Origin of the sequence: Butyrivibrio sp. NC2002 (assembly GCF_000702265.1) — a bacterium.
Lineage (GTDB): Bacteria > Bacillota > Clostridia > Lachnospirales > Lachnospiraceae > Butyrivibrio.
The window spans coordinates 103,829-120,860 of sequence record NZ_KL370882.1 but is presented as its reverse complement, the minus strand read 5'-3'; the positions used below and the strand labels follow the sequence as shown (position 1 = coordinate 120,860).

The 17,032-nt window shown below is 40.4% G+C and carries 14 protein-coding genes; 10 read left to right on the top strand and 4 right to left on the bottom strand.

Annotated features, from left to right (window positions below; translation table 11 throughout):
- Positions 1-147: 147 nt before the first annotated feature.
- Both T543_RS14510 and T543_RS14505 read right to left on the bottom strand, forming a co-directional pair.
- Positions 148-1,140, bottom strand: a complete 993-nt coding sequence (locus tag T543_RS14510; RefSeq protein WP_035769833.1) for an aldo/keto reductase — start codon at positions 1,138-1,140, stop codon at positions 148-150.
- A gap of 22 nt (positions 1,141-1,162) precedes the next feature.
- Positions 1,163-1,690, bottom strand: coding sequence for a nitroreductase family protein (locus T543_RS14505; RefSeq protein WP_035769830.1), 528 nt, complete (start codon positions 1,688-1,690; stop codon positions 1,163-1,165).
- A 262-nt stretch (positions 1,691-1,952) separates the two neighbouring features.
- Here T543_RS14505 and T543_RS14500 point away from each other — a divergent pair, with 262 nt between their 5' ends.
- Positions 1,953-2,324: a heavy-metal-associated domain-containing protein gene (locus T543_RS14500; RefSeq protein WP_035769828.1), complete on the top strand. Its 372-nt coding sequence runs from the start codon at positions 1,953-1,955 to the stop codon at positions 2,322-2,324.
- A gap of 6 nt (positions 2,325-2,330) precedes the next feature.
- Here the strand turns inward: T543_RS14500 and T543_RS14495 are convergent, their stop codons facing one another.
- A complete protein-coding gene (locus tag T543_RS14495; RefSeq protein ID WP_035769826.1) occupies positions 2,331-3,287 on the bottom strand; it encodes a TolB family protein in 957 nt (318 codons plus the stop codon).
- A 233-nt stretch (positions 3,288-3,520) separates the two neighbouring features.
- Here T543_RS14495 and T543_RS14490 point away from each other — a divergent pair, with 233 nt between their 5' ends.
- The 5 genes from T543_RS14490 to T543_RS14475 all read left to right on the top strand — a co-directional run bounded on the left by T543_RS14490 (position 3,521) and on the right by T543_RS14475 (position 10,419).
- Entirely contained in the window at positions 3,521-3,748 is a 228-nt protein-coding gene (locus tag T543_RS14490) for a hypothetical protein (protein WP_035769824.1), read from the top strand.
- A 333-nt stretch (positions 3,749-4,081) separates the two neighbouring features.
- On the top strand, positions 4,082-4,210 hold the full coding sequence (locus T543_RS16380; RefSeq protein WP_255347228.1) for a hypothetical protein: 129 nt from the start codon (positions 4,082-4,084) through the stop codon (positions 4,208-4,210).
- Positions 4,211-4,358: 148 nt separating this feature from the next.
- Complete coding sequence (locus tag T543_RS14485) at positions 4,359-6,605, top strand: hypothetical protein (RefSeq protein ID WP_035769822.1); 2,247 nt, start codon at positions 4,359-4,361, stop codon at positions 6,603-6,605.
- A 263-nt stretch (positions 6,606-6,868) separates the two neighbouring features.
- The gene (locus T543_RS14480) at positions 6,869-8,242 is read left to right on the top strand and encodes a Na+/H+ antiporter NhaC family protein (RefSeq protein ID WP_081830101.1); all 1,374 of its coding nucleotides are present in this window, start codon (positions 6,869-6,871) and stop codon (positions 8,240-8,242) included.
- A gap of 32 nt (positions 8,243-8,274) precedes the next feature.
- Entirely contained in the window at positions 8,275-10,419 is a 2,145-nt protein-coding gene (locus tag T543_RS14475; RefSeq protein ID WP_035769820.1) for an ATP-dependent helicase, read from the top strand.
- A gap of 75 nt (positions 10,420-10,494) precedes the next feature.
- Here T543_RS14475 and T543_RS14470 read toward each other — a convergent pair whose 3' ends face one another.
- Entirely contained in the window at positions 10,495-11,343 is an 849-nt protein-coding gene (locus T543_RS14470) for an AraC family transcriptional regulator (protein WP_035769818.1), read from the bottom strand.
- A gap of 133 nt (positions 11,344-11,476) precedes the next feature.
- On the opposite strand from T543_RS14470, the gene T543_RS14465 reads away from it, so the two are divergent.
- From T543_RS14465 to T543_RS14450, 4 genes are all read left to right on the top strand, one after another.
- Positions 11,477-12,874 (top strand): ABC transporter substrate-binding protein, encoded by a 1,398-nt coding sequence (locus T543_RS14465; protein WP_035769815.1) that lies wholly within the window; start codon positions 11,477-11,479, stop codon positions 12,872-12,874.
- Positions 12,875-12,974: 100 nt separating this feature from the next.
- Complete coding sequence (locus T543_RS14460) at positions 12,975-13,865, top strand: carbohydrate ABC transporter permease (protein WP_035769813.1); 891 nt, start codon at positions 12,975-12,977, stop codon at positions 13,863-13,865.
- A 14-nt stretch (positions 13,866-13,879) separates the two neighbouring features.
- Positions 13,880-14,722 (top strand): carbohydrate ABC transporter permease, encoded by an 843-nt coding sequence (locus T543_RS14455; RefSeq protein WP_035769811.1) that lies wholly within the window; start codon positions 13,880-13,882, stop codon positions 14,720-14,722.
- A gap of 1 nt (position 14,723) precedes the next feature.
- Positions 14,724-16,973, top strand: a complete 2,250-nt coding sequence (locus T543_RS14450; RefSeq protein ID WP_035769809.1) for an alpha-galactosidase — start codon at positions 14,724-14,726, stop codon at positions 16,971-16,973.
- The last annotated feature ends 59 nt before the right edge of the window (positions 16,974-17,032 follow it).

The window sequence follows — 17,032 nt, the reverse complement described above, 5'->3', positions numbered from 1 at the left end:
CACTCGTTTTTTTATTTGATAGATTCCTATCAAATAAAAAGCGCTCCGCTAAGGATGCGACTGGTGCGCAGATGAATTTTGCAAGCTAAAGCTTGCGCGCACCAGCGCGCAAAGAGTCGCGAGCGACTCTTTGTTCTACCAATTTGATCAAGATCTGCAGATATCGTCAATTTTATTTAATTCATCTTCGGTAAATGAAGTGTTTCTTGCGGCAATCACATTGTCAAGGATCTGTTCGGGCTTGGAAGCGCCGATTATTACTGAGGTGATCACATCATCCTTTAATACCCACGCAAGTGCCATCTGTGCAATTGACTGGTTCCTTGATTTTGCGATTTCATTTAATGCTTTTACCTTTTCTACTTTTTTGAGAGCTTCGCTGTTTTCATTAAGGAATCTTCCGTCAGTTTTTACGCGGCTGTCTTCAGGGATACCGTTAAAATATCTTTCAGTCAAAACGCCCTGTTCAAGAGGAGAGAAGCAGATAACGCCTTTTGACAGCTTTTTAGCTGTGTCTTTTAATCCGTTCTTCTCGATCCTTCTGTCGAAGATATTGTATCTGTTCTGGTTAATGACAAAAGGAACGTGGAGTTCATTGAGAATCTTCGTTGCCTTTTCAAGTGTTTCCCCGTCGTAGTTGGATAATCCGACGTAGAGTGCCTTACCGCTGTTAACTGCAGTTGCAAGAGCTCCCATGGTTTCTTCTAGCGGAGTCTCGGGATCCATGCGGTGGTGATAGAAGATATCCACATATTCAAGTCCCATTCTTTTTAGTGACTGGTCGAGACTTGCGAGAAGATATTTTCTGCTTCCCCAGTTACCGTAAGGGCCTTCCCACATATCGTAACCTGCCTTGGTTGAGATGATAAGCTCATCTCTGTAAGGAAGGAAATTGTCCTTTAAAATTTTGCCAAAGTTTAACTCAGCGCTTCCCGGAGCAGGGCCGTAGTTGTTTGCCAGATCAAAGTGTGTGATCCCGTTGTCAAAGGCGGTCTGGCACATTTTCACCATATTGGCATAGACACCGGTATCGCCGAAATTATGCCATAGTCCAAGTGAAACCTCGGGAAGAAGAAGACCGCTTTTTCCGCATCTTCTGTAACTCATTTTATCATATCTGTCTGTAGCTGCCTGATACACCGTTAATACCTCCATAAAACTATTACAAATATTTCACCTGTTCATCCTTGTTAAAATCATGAGGAGCCTTAGTGGTGGCCTTGAATCCAAGGGCAATTGCTATCTGGAAATCTTTTCTCTTAGGAATCTGCAATTTTTCCATGAAGTAATCCCTCTTTTCGCCATGGAGAGCATCATATATGGAACCGATGATAAGACTTCCGATGCCTAGATCCTCTGCAATAAGAGCCATGTTTTCAACAGCTATTCCTGCGTCTACTTTGCTCCATTTGAAATCTTCTTCTGCACTCAGGAAAACTACTGTAGGTGCTTCATAATAGAAATTATGAGCCTGAGCACCTTCGCCCCTCATTCGATGCTTTTCATCTTCTATCTCTGAGAGAATCTCATTTTGTCCGTCAACTACAGTAAAAAATATTTCCTTTTTGTTCTGTCCTGTGGGAGCAAAAAGACCTGCATCTATGACCATGTCAATCTGCTCTTTTGACAGCTTTTCTTCTGTGAAGCTTCTGGTAGAGCTTCTTTTTTCAATACAATCCTTAGTATTCATACTATACCTCCTGTAAAACTTATCTGACGTAGACTCATCAGTTGCTATAAAACCCTAAATTTCAGTATTTGCCTGACCTTTCAATTATATAATTAATTTAGATCAAAAAGAAGAAAAACTTATGGCGCAAAATTAAATTTTACATCAGACAATAGATGCCCCCAAAATGAAGAGCGACGCTTTACTATGGACATAACAGAAAATTTGAATTATAATGTTAGATGCGGCTAACATAAGCGCTTGTTATAGAAAGGCAATATATATGACATCAAACATTATAATCATAGGGATTCTGATAATTATCATGCTTATCTCACTTCGCGGATGCATAAAGCATTTCAAAGGTGAGGGCGGCTGCTGCGGAGGCGGGAGCAAAACAGTAAAAGAGCCCGATAAAAAACTATCGGGCAAGATAATCATGACTAAAAAGTTTAAGATTGACGGTATGCACTGCGAAAACTGCACCAACAGAGTAAAGCGCATGATCAACAGAATTGAAGGCGTATCGGCAAAGCTTTCCCTTAAAAAGAAAGAAGCAGTTGTTTCTTATGAAAAAGAAGTCGCTGACAGTGTCATTGTAAAAGAGATAGAAAGCCTTGGTTACACAGTCAGCGAAGTCTTAGAAGTTAAGTGAATATAATCATTCAAAATAGTCGCACCCCAGCTCCTCAAGGGGTGTGTTTATTTTTGAGTTGAAGGTATTTAAGTTTGTCATTTCACCTGATCTTGTATTTACAAGATATAAGTCATAACCGCCCGTTCCTTCTTCTTTTGAGCAGCTGATGATGATATATTTGGACGAAACACAGCAGGTATCGGAGCAGTCAAAGTATTTGCTGTTGCACTTTAAGGACTTTGCTTTTCCGGTCTTTAAATTGTATCTTATGATCTGGTCTACGCGGTTCTTCTTGCTGTATCCTCTTGAAAAATACAGGTATTTTCCGTTATCGGAGACAATAGGATAGTAGGACTGCACTCCATCTTTTTGGTAGAGCAGTTTTTTGTTTTTGCCGTTTTTACCTGCTACATAGATAGACATTTTCTTTCCCAGACCTTCAACATAGTAAATCTGTTTGCCGTTTTTACTGTAGTAGGGCATGGACTTTTCAGAGCGTCCCTTTATAAGGACTGTCAGTTTCTTTTTACTGCGGTTATATTTTACGATCCTGGTCCCTTTTCCTGAGGGATTACTTTGTTTGAAGATGATGTTTTTTCCGCTTGGATCATATTTGGGATCCTCATCATCCAGACCATTTCCTTTTGTAAGGTTTACAGGTTCTAAGGCTCCATTCGTATACTCGAAAATATCCCATTCATCATCGACCTGACCCATAAATACTATGGACTGCCCATCTTTTCCGAAATTGGCGTTCATCGGATTTTTTACATTTGTCCAGTTTTCACTTATGCATTTTAGGTCATCTGTCTTAAAATCGTAAATATAGAGCCTGCTGTCAGCATTATCGTAGCTTGAATAATTATGAAATACTATTTTTCCCGATAAGCCTGTTTCTGCCTCTGAGCAAAACGGAATAGTCAAAAACAAAGTGGTTACCGCAAGCACTGTTATAATCGAATTTTTTATAAAACGATGCATTTTTCTCCTTTCGAGCGATGGACGCAAATATAATCCTGATATTATTTCTGTATTTTATCCCGAAAATATTAACTATATTATATCAGAAAAATGGAAATCTATTTGTTTTTTAGCTTTTTTTCATAAATGACTCAAGACAACTAACAGTGAAAATATGGTACAATATCTGTAATTTCATATGGATATTATCAACGACAACATACAATTTCTTTTTATGAAAGGAGGTTGCAGACATGAAGTTGACAGGAGCTCTTAAAGAAGAGGTATCAAAGGCACAAAGCAAAGACGAGGCAAGAGATATTTTAGAAAAGGCGGGTATTAGTCTTACAGACGACGAACTTGATATGGTCGCGGGCGGAGGCGGTAGATTTTTGGCAAGAAAGAGACCGGCCACAGGTACGTTACCTAGTGGGATTCCTCTTCCGGAGTACGCAAGCGAAGAGAGGAAAAAAAAGTTGTGATAGCGGAGTATATTATTAATAGCTCTGAAGCAAGTATTTTCTGCAGTACATGTAAAAATTTCAATAAAAAGAATACTAAAATAAAGCGCCGAGGAGTAAAGTATTCCTTGGCGCTTTGCTACATACGATGATATATTTGGAGAGCAAGGCCAGGAACTGAGGTGGCTGCCTGAAAAAACCGTGAATAGTAACCGGAAAGAATGTTGGACATTTGTTGGACAACACATTATATGATGGTAGTGTCAATAAGAAATCATAGTACGATCAATCAGCAAGAGGAAAACATTTTTGATCATATAAGCTCAAATTAGACAATTATGAGGGGGATAAGCTATGGCACTAACAGTAGCAAGTGGAGATTCTAAACTTGATAATGCTTTGCAGAGTTTAAGGGGAGTTAATGTAGGTGACCACAAAGATTCCAGCAGGTACACCAGAATGAATGTGGCCGCCCTGCTATGAGAAGCCAATGCAAATGGTAAAAGCAATTGATATAAATGCCATAATCGGTAATGATAATATTAAGAAGCAGAATAAGAAAAAGAGTTTATCATCGATTATTAAAAAAGTTAAAGTAACTGGTAAAGAGCTTTAATAGGGGGAAAAGCTTATGCCGACAACAAAGAATCCTAAATTAAATAACGCAATAAAAGATCTGGAAAATGCTTCATTCGGTTACGGAAAATCCGGCAAATATCAAAGGATGGAGCGTAAATTAAATGAGCTCTCTGAATGTATAAACAGATACTATGAAAAGAGCGGTGATAATTATCCTGTACTTGGCTCAAAAGATATTGAAGAAATAAAGAAGATATATGGCGATGCTCTGCGCCTATGCGAGCAATACACATCAGGAAAAGGTACAAGCAGGCATAGCGGCTATGGTACTGCCAGATTGCAGAGTGTTCTGGCTATAGAGAAGATCCTAAGAAATGATATTCTTGAATTACAGAATATACAATCCTATGATAAAGTAACTTTGCCCAAGATAATTGAAAATGCCAGAATAACAGAAGTTACGCTGGAGACTGAAACAAAAGACCTTGAAGTTGTCGGCGCACTATCCAGTACAAGAATCCCGATTGAAGTAAGCACCGAGGCAGGAAATTATCAGGGATTCTTTACCGAAGACTATACTGTTTTGTCAGATGAAAATCTATTTAACTATCTTAAAGGTGCATATGCAGGTAAAAGTGATGGTTTAAAAGCTATCTTTGATAGTTTTGTAGATAAAGATGGCGATATTAAAAAGGGAAAATTACAGAGTCTGGCTAATGATTTACATTTTATCAGAGGTAGTTTGGACAACAAGAAAAATGGTGGTGAAAAACCTGAACTTAGTGCTGATGATGAAGTGAATTTTAAAAGGTATTATGAAGGATATATAAAAATACTTTATGGGCCTGACTACCAAGAGACATTTGGGAAAATAAATAAGGATGCAGATTCCAGGCAGGCATTTATTGACTTTATAGAGGATGCATCAGGTCTTGGCAGGGAAAGATATATAAACAAGAACATCGAAAATATCCCGTTTGATGAAAACATACCAAACAGAAATGTAGGTGTATCCAGAATTGCAGAGATTCTTGGAGTACAGGATGTCGTTGCAAAAGCAGAGAGAGTAACGATCACTGACAAAGACGGAGTAAAGAGAACCGGTGTATTTCAGGAAACAGCCCGGGGAAGGGACTCACGCAATTTAAGATATAATGATCCACTATATGAAATATCAAAGCATCCCGGTCTGCTAAATGATCCTAAAATAAAAATGCAGATATCCGATATGCAGGTCCTTGATTTTATTTGCGGAAACACAGACCGCCATGATGGCAATATCATATATGATATGAAGAAAATTGATGGGGAATGGAAGCTTGCAGGCATAAAAGGTATTGATAATGACAGGACGTTTGGAGTTACCAATACAGAGAGTCTGTCAAAGAGAACTAAAGGATACTTCACATTGCCTAATGACATGAAGGTTATCAGAAAAGCTACTGCAGAATCTGTATCAAAACTTTCAAAAGAGCAGCTTTCGATTATACTCAAGGACTTAAACTTTTCAGAAGAAGTAATAAATAGCTGCTGGGAAAGAACCGTTGAAATGCAAAATTGCATTAATAATAAACGAATAGCTGTTATAGAAGATGAAGAATTTAAAGCACTTAATAACAACTATGATTTTCTCAGATCAAATGCAGAAACAATGGGATCACGGGAGAATCATTTTGAAAGAATAGCAGACCTTGAGAAGCTAGACAGTATTGAGCCTGACTTAAACAAAAAAACTGTGAAATATAATCGGGGAAGTGCATCTCTTAAAATAGGTGTGCAAAATGATGAAGAGCCAATTTATGTTAAGGATTTGGCAGCTCAATACAATAAGCTAAAAAATATACATGAAGATTTACATAATAATAAGAAGACGGGACATATCAATAGGGGCGGCTTCAAGTGGATGAATAATTCCCTTAAAGCAACCATGGCGAAGCTAAAACAGTTAAATGAGACATATAAGGAAAAAAGTACTTTGTCAAAGGAAGATGCGGCTGATCTTGACGCACTTTACAGGCAGCTTCGAAATGCTTCAGCAGAATATGCCAAAACTCATGCAGATGCAAAAAGTCCTATGGGAGTGAACAGAAAAGACTGGGCAATTGAAATGAGTAAATATACTGCACCCAGATATCCAAAGCCTTCAGGTTTCGTTAAGTCACTTTCATTTGATGAGGCAAACAGCATTATAAATACTAATAAGAACACAATAAATACAAGCAGCAAAAGGCCTGTACATAAACCTACAAGAATAAACAAACATACAATTGAACAGCTTAATAAAAACTTTCATAAATAAGAATCGGATATCGATCAATATCTATAAAAGAGATGGCAATACCGGAAATACAATTAAAAAGTAGCAATTATGTAATGCTGTAAAACTATACATGAACTAACTGGTTCAAAAAAATGATTATTTCCTTCATAAAAAATGTCTATCCTGTAGGAGTAGCGCGCAAGAGTTGTGAAAAAATGATTTCTCATTTTTTCACAACTCCTTTTTATTGCGCAAATATGGTATCATGATTAGATGCAATAAAATAGAAAGTGGAAGTTAAAATGTCAACTAATAAAAGATCTAATCCAAAAGCACTTATACCGATAGCGATTTTCCTGGTGTTGTATCTGGGAAATGGAATTTATTTTGAATATATCAATCCTTTGGAAGGACAGATGGGATTTTATGTAGTATCCGTTGTTATGGCTTTCAGTATTTCTCTGATCTTTGCGCTTATCCAAAACAGATCGAAGACTTTTGAGGAAAAAATACATATATGTGCAGAGGGCATAGGAGACGATAACATTGTCACCATGCTGTTTATATTTATACTTGCCGGGGCATTCAGCGGAATAGCTCAAGGAGCGGGTGGCGCGGTAAGTACTGCAAATATGATGCTGGACGTTATACCCAGTGGTCTTGAAGTACCGGGACTTTTTCTGATAGCATGTCTTATTTCGATGGCTATGGGAACCAGCGTTGGAACGATTTCGGTCATCGTGCCTATAGCGGTTGCGGTTTCTTCAAAAAGCGGGATCTCTATGCCTCTATGTATTGGGGCAGTTGTTGGCGGCTCGATGTTTGGCGATAATTTGTCGTTTATATCAGACACGACAATTGCAGCGACCAAGACGCAGGGAGTTGCAATGAAGGATAAATTCAGGACGAATGTTAAGCTTGCGGTACCTGCGGCAATTATTACCTTTATCATACTGCTTATAGTTTCCTTGCAGGGAGAGAGTGCACCCGTGGGGGATTTTGAATTTAATGAATGGCAGGCGCTGCCTTATTTTGTAGTGCTCTTTATGTCTTTGATCGGGTTGAATGTTTTTGTAGTATTACTGGTTGGTATAGCTTTGTTCATACCGGTAGGCATGCTGACAGGTGCTGTTGATTATGTTACGGCGCTTTCTTCTGTAGGCGAAGGCATCTCCGGAATGTTCGAAACAATGATAGTTACTATACTTGTAGCATCTATGACAGCGCTTATAAAGGAAAATGGCGGATTTGAGGCTATCCTTGATCTGATCAGAAAAAATGCAAATTCAAAGAGTGGAGCGATGGCAGGAATTGCTTTCCTTACTGGCTTTATGGATATTGCTACAGCTAATAATACCGTAGCGATCGTAGTTGCAGCGCCAATTGCAAAAGATATAAGTGATGAATACGGTGTCGAGCCAAAGAAAGTCGCTTCAATACTGGATATCAGCTCCTGCATAGTTCAGGGAATGATACCATATGGAGCACAGCTCCTTATAGCATCGGGTATAGCAGGGATAACAAGTATCAAGATCGCTCCCTACCTCATATATCCGCTTATTTTGGCAATATTCCTTATCCTAGCCATTTTATTTGATGGTCCACAGGGACGGGGTTTGTGGACCACCCGGATTGATCCACAAACCCCGTCCCTGTGGACCACTCGGAAAAGCTAGTCGCCTTTACGGTATTCACTTGGGGTTAGGTTATGACTGATAATGATTTTTATGAAAAATATTTAAAGAACTTAAGCGACAGCCAGCTGGATGCTGTAAAGACTGTTGATGGACCGGTACTATTGCTTGCTGTTCCGGGGAGCGGCAAGACTACAGTGTTGGTAAACAGGCTGGGGTATATGCTTTATTGCAGGGGAATTGATCCGGGGGATATACTCACGCTTACATACACGGTTGCTGCTACCAAGGATATGTCCGCGAGATTTGAAAAGATATTTGGCAGAGATTTTTCCTATGCCCTTGAATTCAGGACAATAAACGGAATATGTGCAAAGATAATCGCGCATTACGGGCGCATCATTGGGAAAAATGCGTTTGAACTTGTAACTGATGAGAAGCTTATCGGTAAGATCCTCACTGAGAATTATGTGAGGATTTTTCAGGAATATCCGACAGAAAGTGACATCAAGAACGTAAGGACACTGATAACTTACTGCAAGAACATGATGCTGACAAAGGACGAGATAGATAAGCTCTCTGATGAAGCCGATTTTGACGTATATAAAATATATGAGGCATATAACAGCGAATTAAAAAGAAGAAATCTTATGGATTACGATGACCAGATGGTGTATGCATACAGAATGCTAAGGTCTTCAACGGATCTTCTGTCTTTTTACAAAAATAAGTATAAATACATTTGTGTCGATGAAGCTCAGGATACGTCAAAGATACAGCATATGATAATCGGGCTTCTTGCAGGAGAGAGCGGGAATTTGTTCATGGTAGGCGATGAAGACCAGAGTATCTACGGCTTCAGGGCAGCTTATCCGGAGGCGCTGCTTAATTTTGAGAAGGAGCATAGCAACGCGAAAGTCCTTGTCATGGACAAAAATTATCGTTCAAATGCGAATATAGTTGCGGCTGCCGACAGGTTTATCCGCCATAATACCATGAGGCACGACAAGCACATGCAGGCGAGCAGGGAAAAGGCTTCGGATATCAATTACATCCAGTTAAACAGCAGAAGAAATCAGTATAATTACCTTTGCAAGGTGGCAGAAACGGTAGTAGATCAGACGGCAGTTCTATACAGGGATAATGAGAGCATACTTCCTTTGATAGATATTCTTGAGAGAAAGGGGATTCCCTATAGGATAAAAAGCACGGATATGGCATTTTTCACGCACAGGGTTGTCATGGATGTGGTAAGCTTTCTTAGATTTTTAATCGATCCTTATGATAGTGAACTGTTTATGAAAATCTATTTTAAGTGCGGAACATATCTGAAAAAATCAGAGGCAGAGATGTTGTGCAGGATGGCTGCAAACAGCAATATGAGCATCCTTGATGCGGTGGAGGAAACCGAGATGCTAGGCGCCAGAGTAAAGCAAAAATGCAGATCTCTTCGCACTCATCTATCAAATATGCGCCACGAAACGCCATATAAGGCACTTTTGCGGCTTGAAAACTACATGGGCTACGGTGAGTATCTGGAAAATAACCATTTGGATGAAAATAAGATGTTTATCTTAAGGATGCTCGCTGAAAATGAGGACTCTATCGACGGTTTCTTGAAGAGGCTTGATGATCTGAGCGATATGATCAGGGATAAAGTCCCGGATTATTCTTCGGATTTTATCCTTTCAACGATCCATTCAAGCAAAGGTCTCGAATATGATGATGTATATCTGATGGATGTGTGCGATGGGATATTTCCTGATGAAGTGCCGACTAAGGGGCTTAGGATAAGCGCCGAGGAAAAGCGCGCATTTGAGGAAGAGCGCAGGATTTTCTACGTTGGAATGACAAGGGCCAAAAACAGGCTTAGCATTTTCACCTATAACGATGAAACGTCCACTTTTGTAAAGGAAATAACCTCCATATCAAAAGCTGAGGAAACCAGCATCAAAGCTGAGGTCAAAAAGGCAAGAGCCTCCATAAAAAAGAGCCTTAGATCAGGGAAAACCGGAGCTTTTTCGCAGCCTGAATATCCGACCGACCTTACGATCGGGCAGAGGATCGTGCAGCCAAAGTTTGGCGAGGGCTCTATTTTAGAGGTTATATATGATGAGGACAACATTCCCTATAAATTTTCCGTTTTGTTTGATGACGGAGAGGAGAGACTTTTTGCATATCCATTTGCTTTTGTCAGGGGAATGAAACTAAAGGATTGATGGTCCACAGGGACGGGGTTTGTGGACCACCCGGATTGATCCACAAACCCCGTCCCTGTGGACCACCCGGAAAAGCTAGTCGCCTCTACGGTATTCACTTGGGGTTACACCTGCAAATTTTTTAAATGCCTTGGAAAAGGTAAAGATATCGTTGTATCCCACGGCTGAGCTTATGTAACTTATAGGATGATGCGTTGCTTTGAGCATGTTTTGTGCTGTTTTCATGCGATATGATAGCAGGTATCCTTTGATGGTTTTCCCTGTTGCGTCATGAAACAGCCTGGATAAGTAGCTTCTGTTAAGACCGCAGGTATTTGCTATGTCGTCCATGTGGATCTGCTCTGAGTATTTCAGCTGGATATATTTGATGACTGTGCGAACGTAGTTTAGCTGCTGGTTTTCAGCGCTTGTATCATCCGGAGCTCCGTATACAGACTTGAAATAATCAATTAGTTCGTACATTTTGCCTATGCAGTACTGTTCGTGCTCATAATGGTCAAAAATATTCTGGACGATCTGGTCAAATGAAAGGAAAGAGCTGTCATAAGGCTCTTTTATATCCAGTACAGGATTCGATTTACTAAGTCCTATCTCTTTTAAGACATCATGAAGAGTATCCCCACCTATGTGCATCCATTTATAGGACCATGGATCTTCCATATCCGCTTCATAGTAGGCGGAAACATCCTGCGGTATATAAAAAATCTGGTTTTCATGTACCTTAAATATCTTATTTCCAATATATAATTTGCCTTTTCCTGATATCACATAATGAATAATTGCCCTGGGACGTATTATGGGCCCGTAAGAATAACCGGGCTCGCAACTATAGTTTCCAATCTCGTAAAGTCTTGCATCAGCGCTTGAATCGTAATCTTCGAAAACGCAAAAGTCAAAGCCGACGCCGCCTTCTTTAATATTCATCTACCTCAACCTCACAAAATGACAAATTCTAGTAACATAATAACATACAAAACGTGTTTTTGAATATCTATAATTATGATTGTCTAAAGGACATAGACAAAGTAGCAGTTAAGTTTCAAATAGGAGGGAAAAAATGAAAAAGAGATTAGTTTCACTGGTACTTAGCACCATGATGACAGCAGGTCTTGTAGGATGCGGAGGCGCAGCAAGTGATTCAGCAGCTCCTGCTTCTGAGCAGACACAGGCAGAGAGTGCTGAGAGTACGGAGAGTACTGATGCTGAGGCAGCTGATACAGCAAATTCTGACAAAAGCTATTCAGTAGATTCGATCACAATTAACATCTGGGATTCAAACCAGCAGGCAGGTCTTCAGGAGATTGCTGACGATTGGACAGCTACATCAGGCGTAAAAGTCAATATAGAAGTTATCGACTGGGATAACTATTGGACACTTCTCGAAGCAGGTGCTTCAGGCGGAGAGATGCCCGATGTTTTCTGGATGCATTCAAATACAGCACAGATGTATATGGAGAATGAAATTCTTCTTGATCTGACAGATTATATAGCTAATGATCCTTCAATAGATAAGGCAAATTACTATGAAGGAGTTTGGGATCTTTATAACAGCAACGGTAAGCAGTATGCACTTCCCAAGGATCATGACACAATAGCACTTCTTTATAACAAGGCTATCTTTGATGAGTACGGTGTAGATTATCCTACAGACGAGTGGACATGGGAAGACATGTACGAAGCTGCAAAGAAGATAACAGAGGGTTCAAATGGCGATATCTATGGCATGGCAATGAACACATCAAACAACCAGGATGGCTGGTACAACCTCGTTTATGATTACGGTGCTCAGGTTATCACAGATGACCATAAGGGAACAACAATCGGTTCTGACGAAGGTAAGGCAGGTATGGAGATGATGAGAAAACTCCTTACAGTAGGTGCTCCTCAGTCAGTAGTTGCTGAGACAGGTACAGATTCACTCTTCCAGTCTGGCAAGGTTGGTATGATCACACAGGGTTCATGGATGATCAACTCATTCTATACAGCAGAAAATCATGCAGATTATGCATGGGCTATGCTTCCTTATGCTGACACAAACGGAAACGGTTCATGCGATAAGGGAGAGAGATTCTCTGCATACAATGGACTTGGTTGGGCAGCAAATGCTAATGTAGCTGATCCTCAGGCTTGCTATGATCTTATTGCTTACTTCTGCTCAGAAGCAGGTCAGAAAAAGCAGGCACAGCTTGGTGTAACAATGGGTGGTATGAAGGGTGTTTCTGAGGATTTCTCAAATGCATTCGAAGGAATGGATGTATCAGCATTCGTTAGAGCTGAAGAAGAAGGCGATCTGTACTTCCGTCCTTACACAAGAAACACAACTGTTTGGGAAGATGCTCTTCAGCAGCAGGGTGCATTCCTTGATGCATGGCAGAATCCCGAAGATGAAGCAGCAATGGCAACAGCATGTGAAAATGCTCAGAAGATCATCGAAGATGCTATTGCAGCAGAATAATTAAAATAATAAAAAATCATTAAGTAGGATGCCGAGGGATCTCTCTCGGCATTACTACTCTGTATAAATGATGGGTAAAACAGTCATAGAGGAGGGTTTTATGGCTAAGAGGAAAATGACTCCGTCGCAGAAAAGACAGATGGTGTGGGGATGGGCATTTATTGCTCCAACAATGATCGGGCTGATTGTCCTAAACTATTATCCGGCTATAAATACGGTTTATCAGTCACTCTGCAAAACAGGAGATTTCGGACGCGGCAATATTTTTGTCGGACTAAACAACTACAAAGCAGTACTTTCATCGGCAGAAATGTGGCAATCACTTTGGAACACAATAAAATATGCAATTGTCGAAGTTCCGCTGGGGATAATAATAGCCCTTTTGCTGGCGGTTCTTATGCAGAAGAAGCTAGCCGGAAAAACAATTTTCCGTACATTATTCTTCCTGCCAATGGTCTGTGCCCCGGCTGCGGTTGCCATGGTATGGAAATGGCTCTACAACCAGCAGTTTGGTCTTCTCAATAATATTTTTGGCACCAAAATTGCATGGATTTCAGATCCCAACATTGCATGGATAAGCGTTGGAATAATTGGTGTCTGGTCGATCATCGGTTACAATATGGTTCTTTTCATCGGAGGTCTTCAGGAGATACCAAAAGATTATTACGAAGCTGCAGAAATTGACGGAGCATCCGGAATCAGACAGTTTTTCAGTATAACAGTTCCGCTTCTTAGTCCTACAACCTTCTTTATAGTACAGACCAGAATAATAGGCGCACTCACAGTATTTGACCTTATGTTCATGGTCATGGACAAAACAAACCTGGCACTTAATAAGACACAGTCCATTGTATATCTGTTCTATACATATGCATTTACCAATTCAAACAGGGGATATGGTGCGGCTATAGTTATGGTGCTTGTGGTATTTATCATGATAGTCACATTTTTCCTGCAGAAGCTTGAGAAAAAGTTTGTCTATTACAATTAAGAAAGGAGACCGGAATGGATAGCATCAGTACCAGATATAAAGTTAATAAATTCATAACATACCTTATTCTTATAATCTTTGCCGTTATCATGCTGGTTCCTTTTGTATGGATGATCCTTACAGCATTAAAAACCAATCAGGAAGCAATCTCGGTAGATCCGTTTTTCATACTTCCTCATAATGGATGGCATTTTGAGAACTTTGCAACGGTATGGAAGAGCTATAATTTTGTAACTCTTTACAAAAACACAATATTGTTCATCGTTTTCCGTGTAATATGTGCATGCCTTACGGCAACCATGGCAGGCTATGCCTTTGGAAGACTTGAATTCCCCGGTAAAAAGCTCATGTTTTCGCTGGTTCTTATTCAGATGATGATACCTTCACAGATATTTGTAATTCCTCAGTATCTGATGGTTTCAAAGCTTCATATATTGAATACTACAGCGGGTCTTGTTTTTCCCGGACTTGTCACAGCATTTGGCACATATTTGCTGAAAACTGGATATCAGGCGCTCCCGAAGGACCTAGAAGAGGCGGCGGCGATAGACGGCTGTAACATAGGACAGACTTTCCTGTTCATAATGCTTCCGCTTACCAGATCATCTATGGTTTCACTGGGTATTTTCACAGCGCTTTTTGCTTTTAAAGACCTTATGTGGCCTATGATCGTCTGCACAAACGCAAGCACAACAACTCTTAGTGCAGGCCTTGCCAAGATGCAGGGACAATATGGCAGTGATTATCCTGCAATGATGGCATCGGCAGTACTTGCAATTGTACCTATGATCGTTATTTACATAATTTTCCAGAAACAGTTTGTAGAGGGAATTGCAACATCAGGAGGAAAACTGTGATATGGCAATTCGATTTGATGAAAAAAGAAAGATCTTTTTCCTAAATACAAAAAATACTGAGTATCAGATAAAAATAAATGATATAGGCATGGTGCTTCATACTTATTATGGAGCATCCGTTGATCAGGCTGATATGAGCTATATGATCAAGGAAATCGACAGGGGTTTTTCCGGGAACCCATACGAATGTAAAAATCAAAGAGGAATATCCGCAGATACTCTTCCTCAGGAATACAGCAGCGATGGTGCAGGTGATTACAGGGTTAGTGCGCTTTCTGCAGTTATGGCAAATGGAAGCAGAACCACTGACCTTAGATACAAGGCTCACAATATCATAAGCGGCAGAGAGAATCCTACAGGACTTCCTTATGTAAGGCAGGAAAACGACAAGGTAGATACTTTGAAGCTTGTCATGGAAGATGCGATCTCGGGCCTTTTAGTAACTCTTCACTATCAGGTGTTTGCTGATAAGGACATAATTTCAAGATATACCGAGATAAAAAATGCTTCCGATGCGGAGATCATCATTAATAAAGCCGCATCAATGAGCATGGATTTTTGCGGCAGGAATATGGACCTTATCCATTTCCACGGACGTCATGCCATGGAGAGGATACCTGAGAGGGAAACAGTCGGGCATAATATCCACAGGATCGCGTCAAAGCGAGGAACCAGCAGCCATCAAAACAATCCATTTGTTATTTTATGTGATAAAAATACCGATGAATGGCACGGTGACAGCTACGGATTCATGCTTATGTATTCCGGGGAACACGCTGAGGAAATTGAAAAGGATCAGGCTGGAAGCATCCGCGTAGTAAGTGGTATTTCCGATGATCATTTTTCGTGGAAACTATCTCCGGGAGATGTTTTTGAGACACCGGAAGTTATTCTTGCATATACAAACAAAGGTTTATCGGAGCTTAGCTATCTATATCACAGGATCATCAGAGAAAATGTGTGTCCTAAGGAGTTCAGGGATATAAAGAGACCGGTTCTTATAAACAACTGGGAAGGCACATATTTTGATTTTGATGATAAAAAAATCATGGAGATAGCAAAGAGCGCCGCAGATGCCGGATGTGAAATGTTTGTTCTCGATGATGGATGGTTTGGAGAAAGAAACCATGACCACGCAGGACTTGGAGACTGGGTAGTTAACGAAAAAAAGCTTGAGGGCGGCATGTCTAAGATCGCAGATTATGTAAACTCCCTTGGAATGAAGTTTGGTCTGTGGTTTGAGCCCGAAATGGTCAATGAGGACTCCGATCTCTACAGAGCTCATCCCGATTGGGCACTGACCGATCCGGACAGAAAGCCTGTTATGGGCAGAGACCAGCTTGTTCTTGATATGTCACGCAAAGATGTAGTTGATTATCTGTATGATTCTATTTCCACTGTTTTAAGAAGTGCAAACATATCCTACGTAAAATGGGATTTTAACAGATCCTGTGCAAATGTATTTTCGCATGATCTGCCTTCTGATAAGCAGGGTGAGGTGCTCCACCGCTTTATGCTGGGCACTTACGATCTCATGCAGAGACTTAGAGACTCTTTCCCTCATATCATGATAGAGGGCTGTTCCGGAGGCGGCGGAAGATTTGATGCAGGAATCATGTTCTATTCGCCCCAGATATGGTGTTCAGATAATACAGAGGCTATAAACAGGCTGATCATCCAGAAGGGAACAAGTTATGGATATCCCGTAAGCACGATGGGAAGCCATGTATCTGCATCGCCCAATCATCAGAGCGGAAGAGAAGTTCCATTTATGACAAGGGCACTTGTAGCTATGTCCGGAACCTTCGGTTATGAGCTTGATCCCAGAAAGTTATCCGATGCTGATAGATCCATGATCCGTAAGCAGATTGACACTTTCAATAAATATTATGAATTGATCCAAAAAGGTCGCTATTACAGACTTTCAGACGAAGCTACCGAAAGCTACTTCACATCCTGGGGCTTCGTATCGGAAGATAAGAGCGAAGCACTTGTAACTCTGGTAGTAACAGATGTCAGAGCCAATCCGGAGATAATATATGTGAAAATGAGAGGATTGGATGAAAGCGCAACATATGAACTTGATGGAATCCTATCATCCATAGAAACATCACCCGATGACGCTTTCTTTGAATCTTCAAACAAGATTGGCAATAAGTATGGAGGCGCTGCTCTCGTAAATGGAGGCTTTGCCTTTGATCCAATGTTCGGAGTATATCCGGCAATACAACTTCATTTCAAACGCGTATAAGATTTTATTACCCCGGTACAGGAATCTCACAAACCCTGTCCCGGGGTACTTATATTGCC

What these genes read in the sequence shown, in the direction of transcription:
- T543_RS14505 (WP_035769830.1), bottom strand. Translation starts at nt 1,690, where the DNA reads ATGAATACTAAGGATTGTATTGAAAAAAGAAGCTCTACCAGAAGCTTC.
- T543_RS14475 (WP_035769820.1), top strand. Translation starts at nt 8,275, where the DNA reads ATGACTGATAATGATTTTTATGAAAAATATTTAAAGAACTTAAGCGAC.
- T543_RS14485 (WP_035769822.1), top strand. Translation starts at nt 4,359, where the DNA reads ATGCCGACAACAAAGAATCCTAAATTAAATAACGCAATAAAAGATCTG.
- T543_RS14490 (WP_035769824.1), top strand. Translation starts at nt 3,521, where the DNA reads ATGAAGTTGACAGGAGCTCTTAAAGAAGAGGTATCAAAGGCACAAAGC.
- T543_RS14460 (WP_035769813.1), top strand. Translation starts at nt 12,975, where the DNA reads ATGGCTAAGAGGAAAATGACTCCGTCGCAGAAAAGACAGATGGTGTGG.
- T543_RS16380 (WP_255347228.1), top strand. Translation starts at nt 4,082, where the DNA reads ATGGCACTAACAGTAGCAAGTGGAGATTCTAAACTTGATAATGCTTTG.
- T543_RS14465 (WP_035769815.1), top strand. Translation starts at nt 11,477, where the DNA reads ATGAAAAAGAGATTAGTTTCACTGGTACTTAGCACCATGATGACAGCA.
- T543_RS14495 (WP_035769826.1), bottom strand. Translation starts at nt 3,287, where the DNA reads ATGCATCGTTTTATAAAAAATTCGATTATAACAGTGCTTGCGGTAACC.
- T543_RS14470 (WP_035769818.1), bottom strand. Translation starts at nt 11,343, where the DNA reads ATGAATATTAAAGAAGGCGGCGTCGGCTTTGACTTTTGCGTTTTCGAA.
- T543_RS14480 (WP_081830101.1), top strand. Translation starts at nt 6,869, where the DNA reads ATGTCAACTAATAAAAGATCTAATCCAAAAGCACTTATACCGATAGCG.
- T543_RS14455 (WP_035769811.1), top strand. Translation starts at nt 13,880, where the DNA reads ATGGATAGCATCAGTACCAGATATAAAGTTAATAAATTCATAACATAC.
- T543_RS14450 (WP_035769809.1), top strand. Translation starts at nt 14,724, where the DNA reads ATGGCAATTCGATTTGATGAAAAAAGAAAGATCTTTTTCCTAAATACA.
- T543_RS14500 (WP_035769828.1), top strand. Translation starts at nt 1,953, where the DNA reads ATGACATCAAACATTATAATCATAGGGATTCTGATAATTATCATGCTT.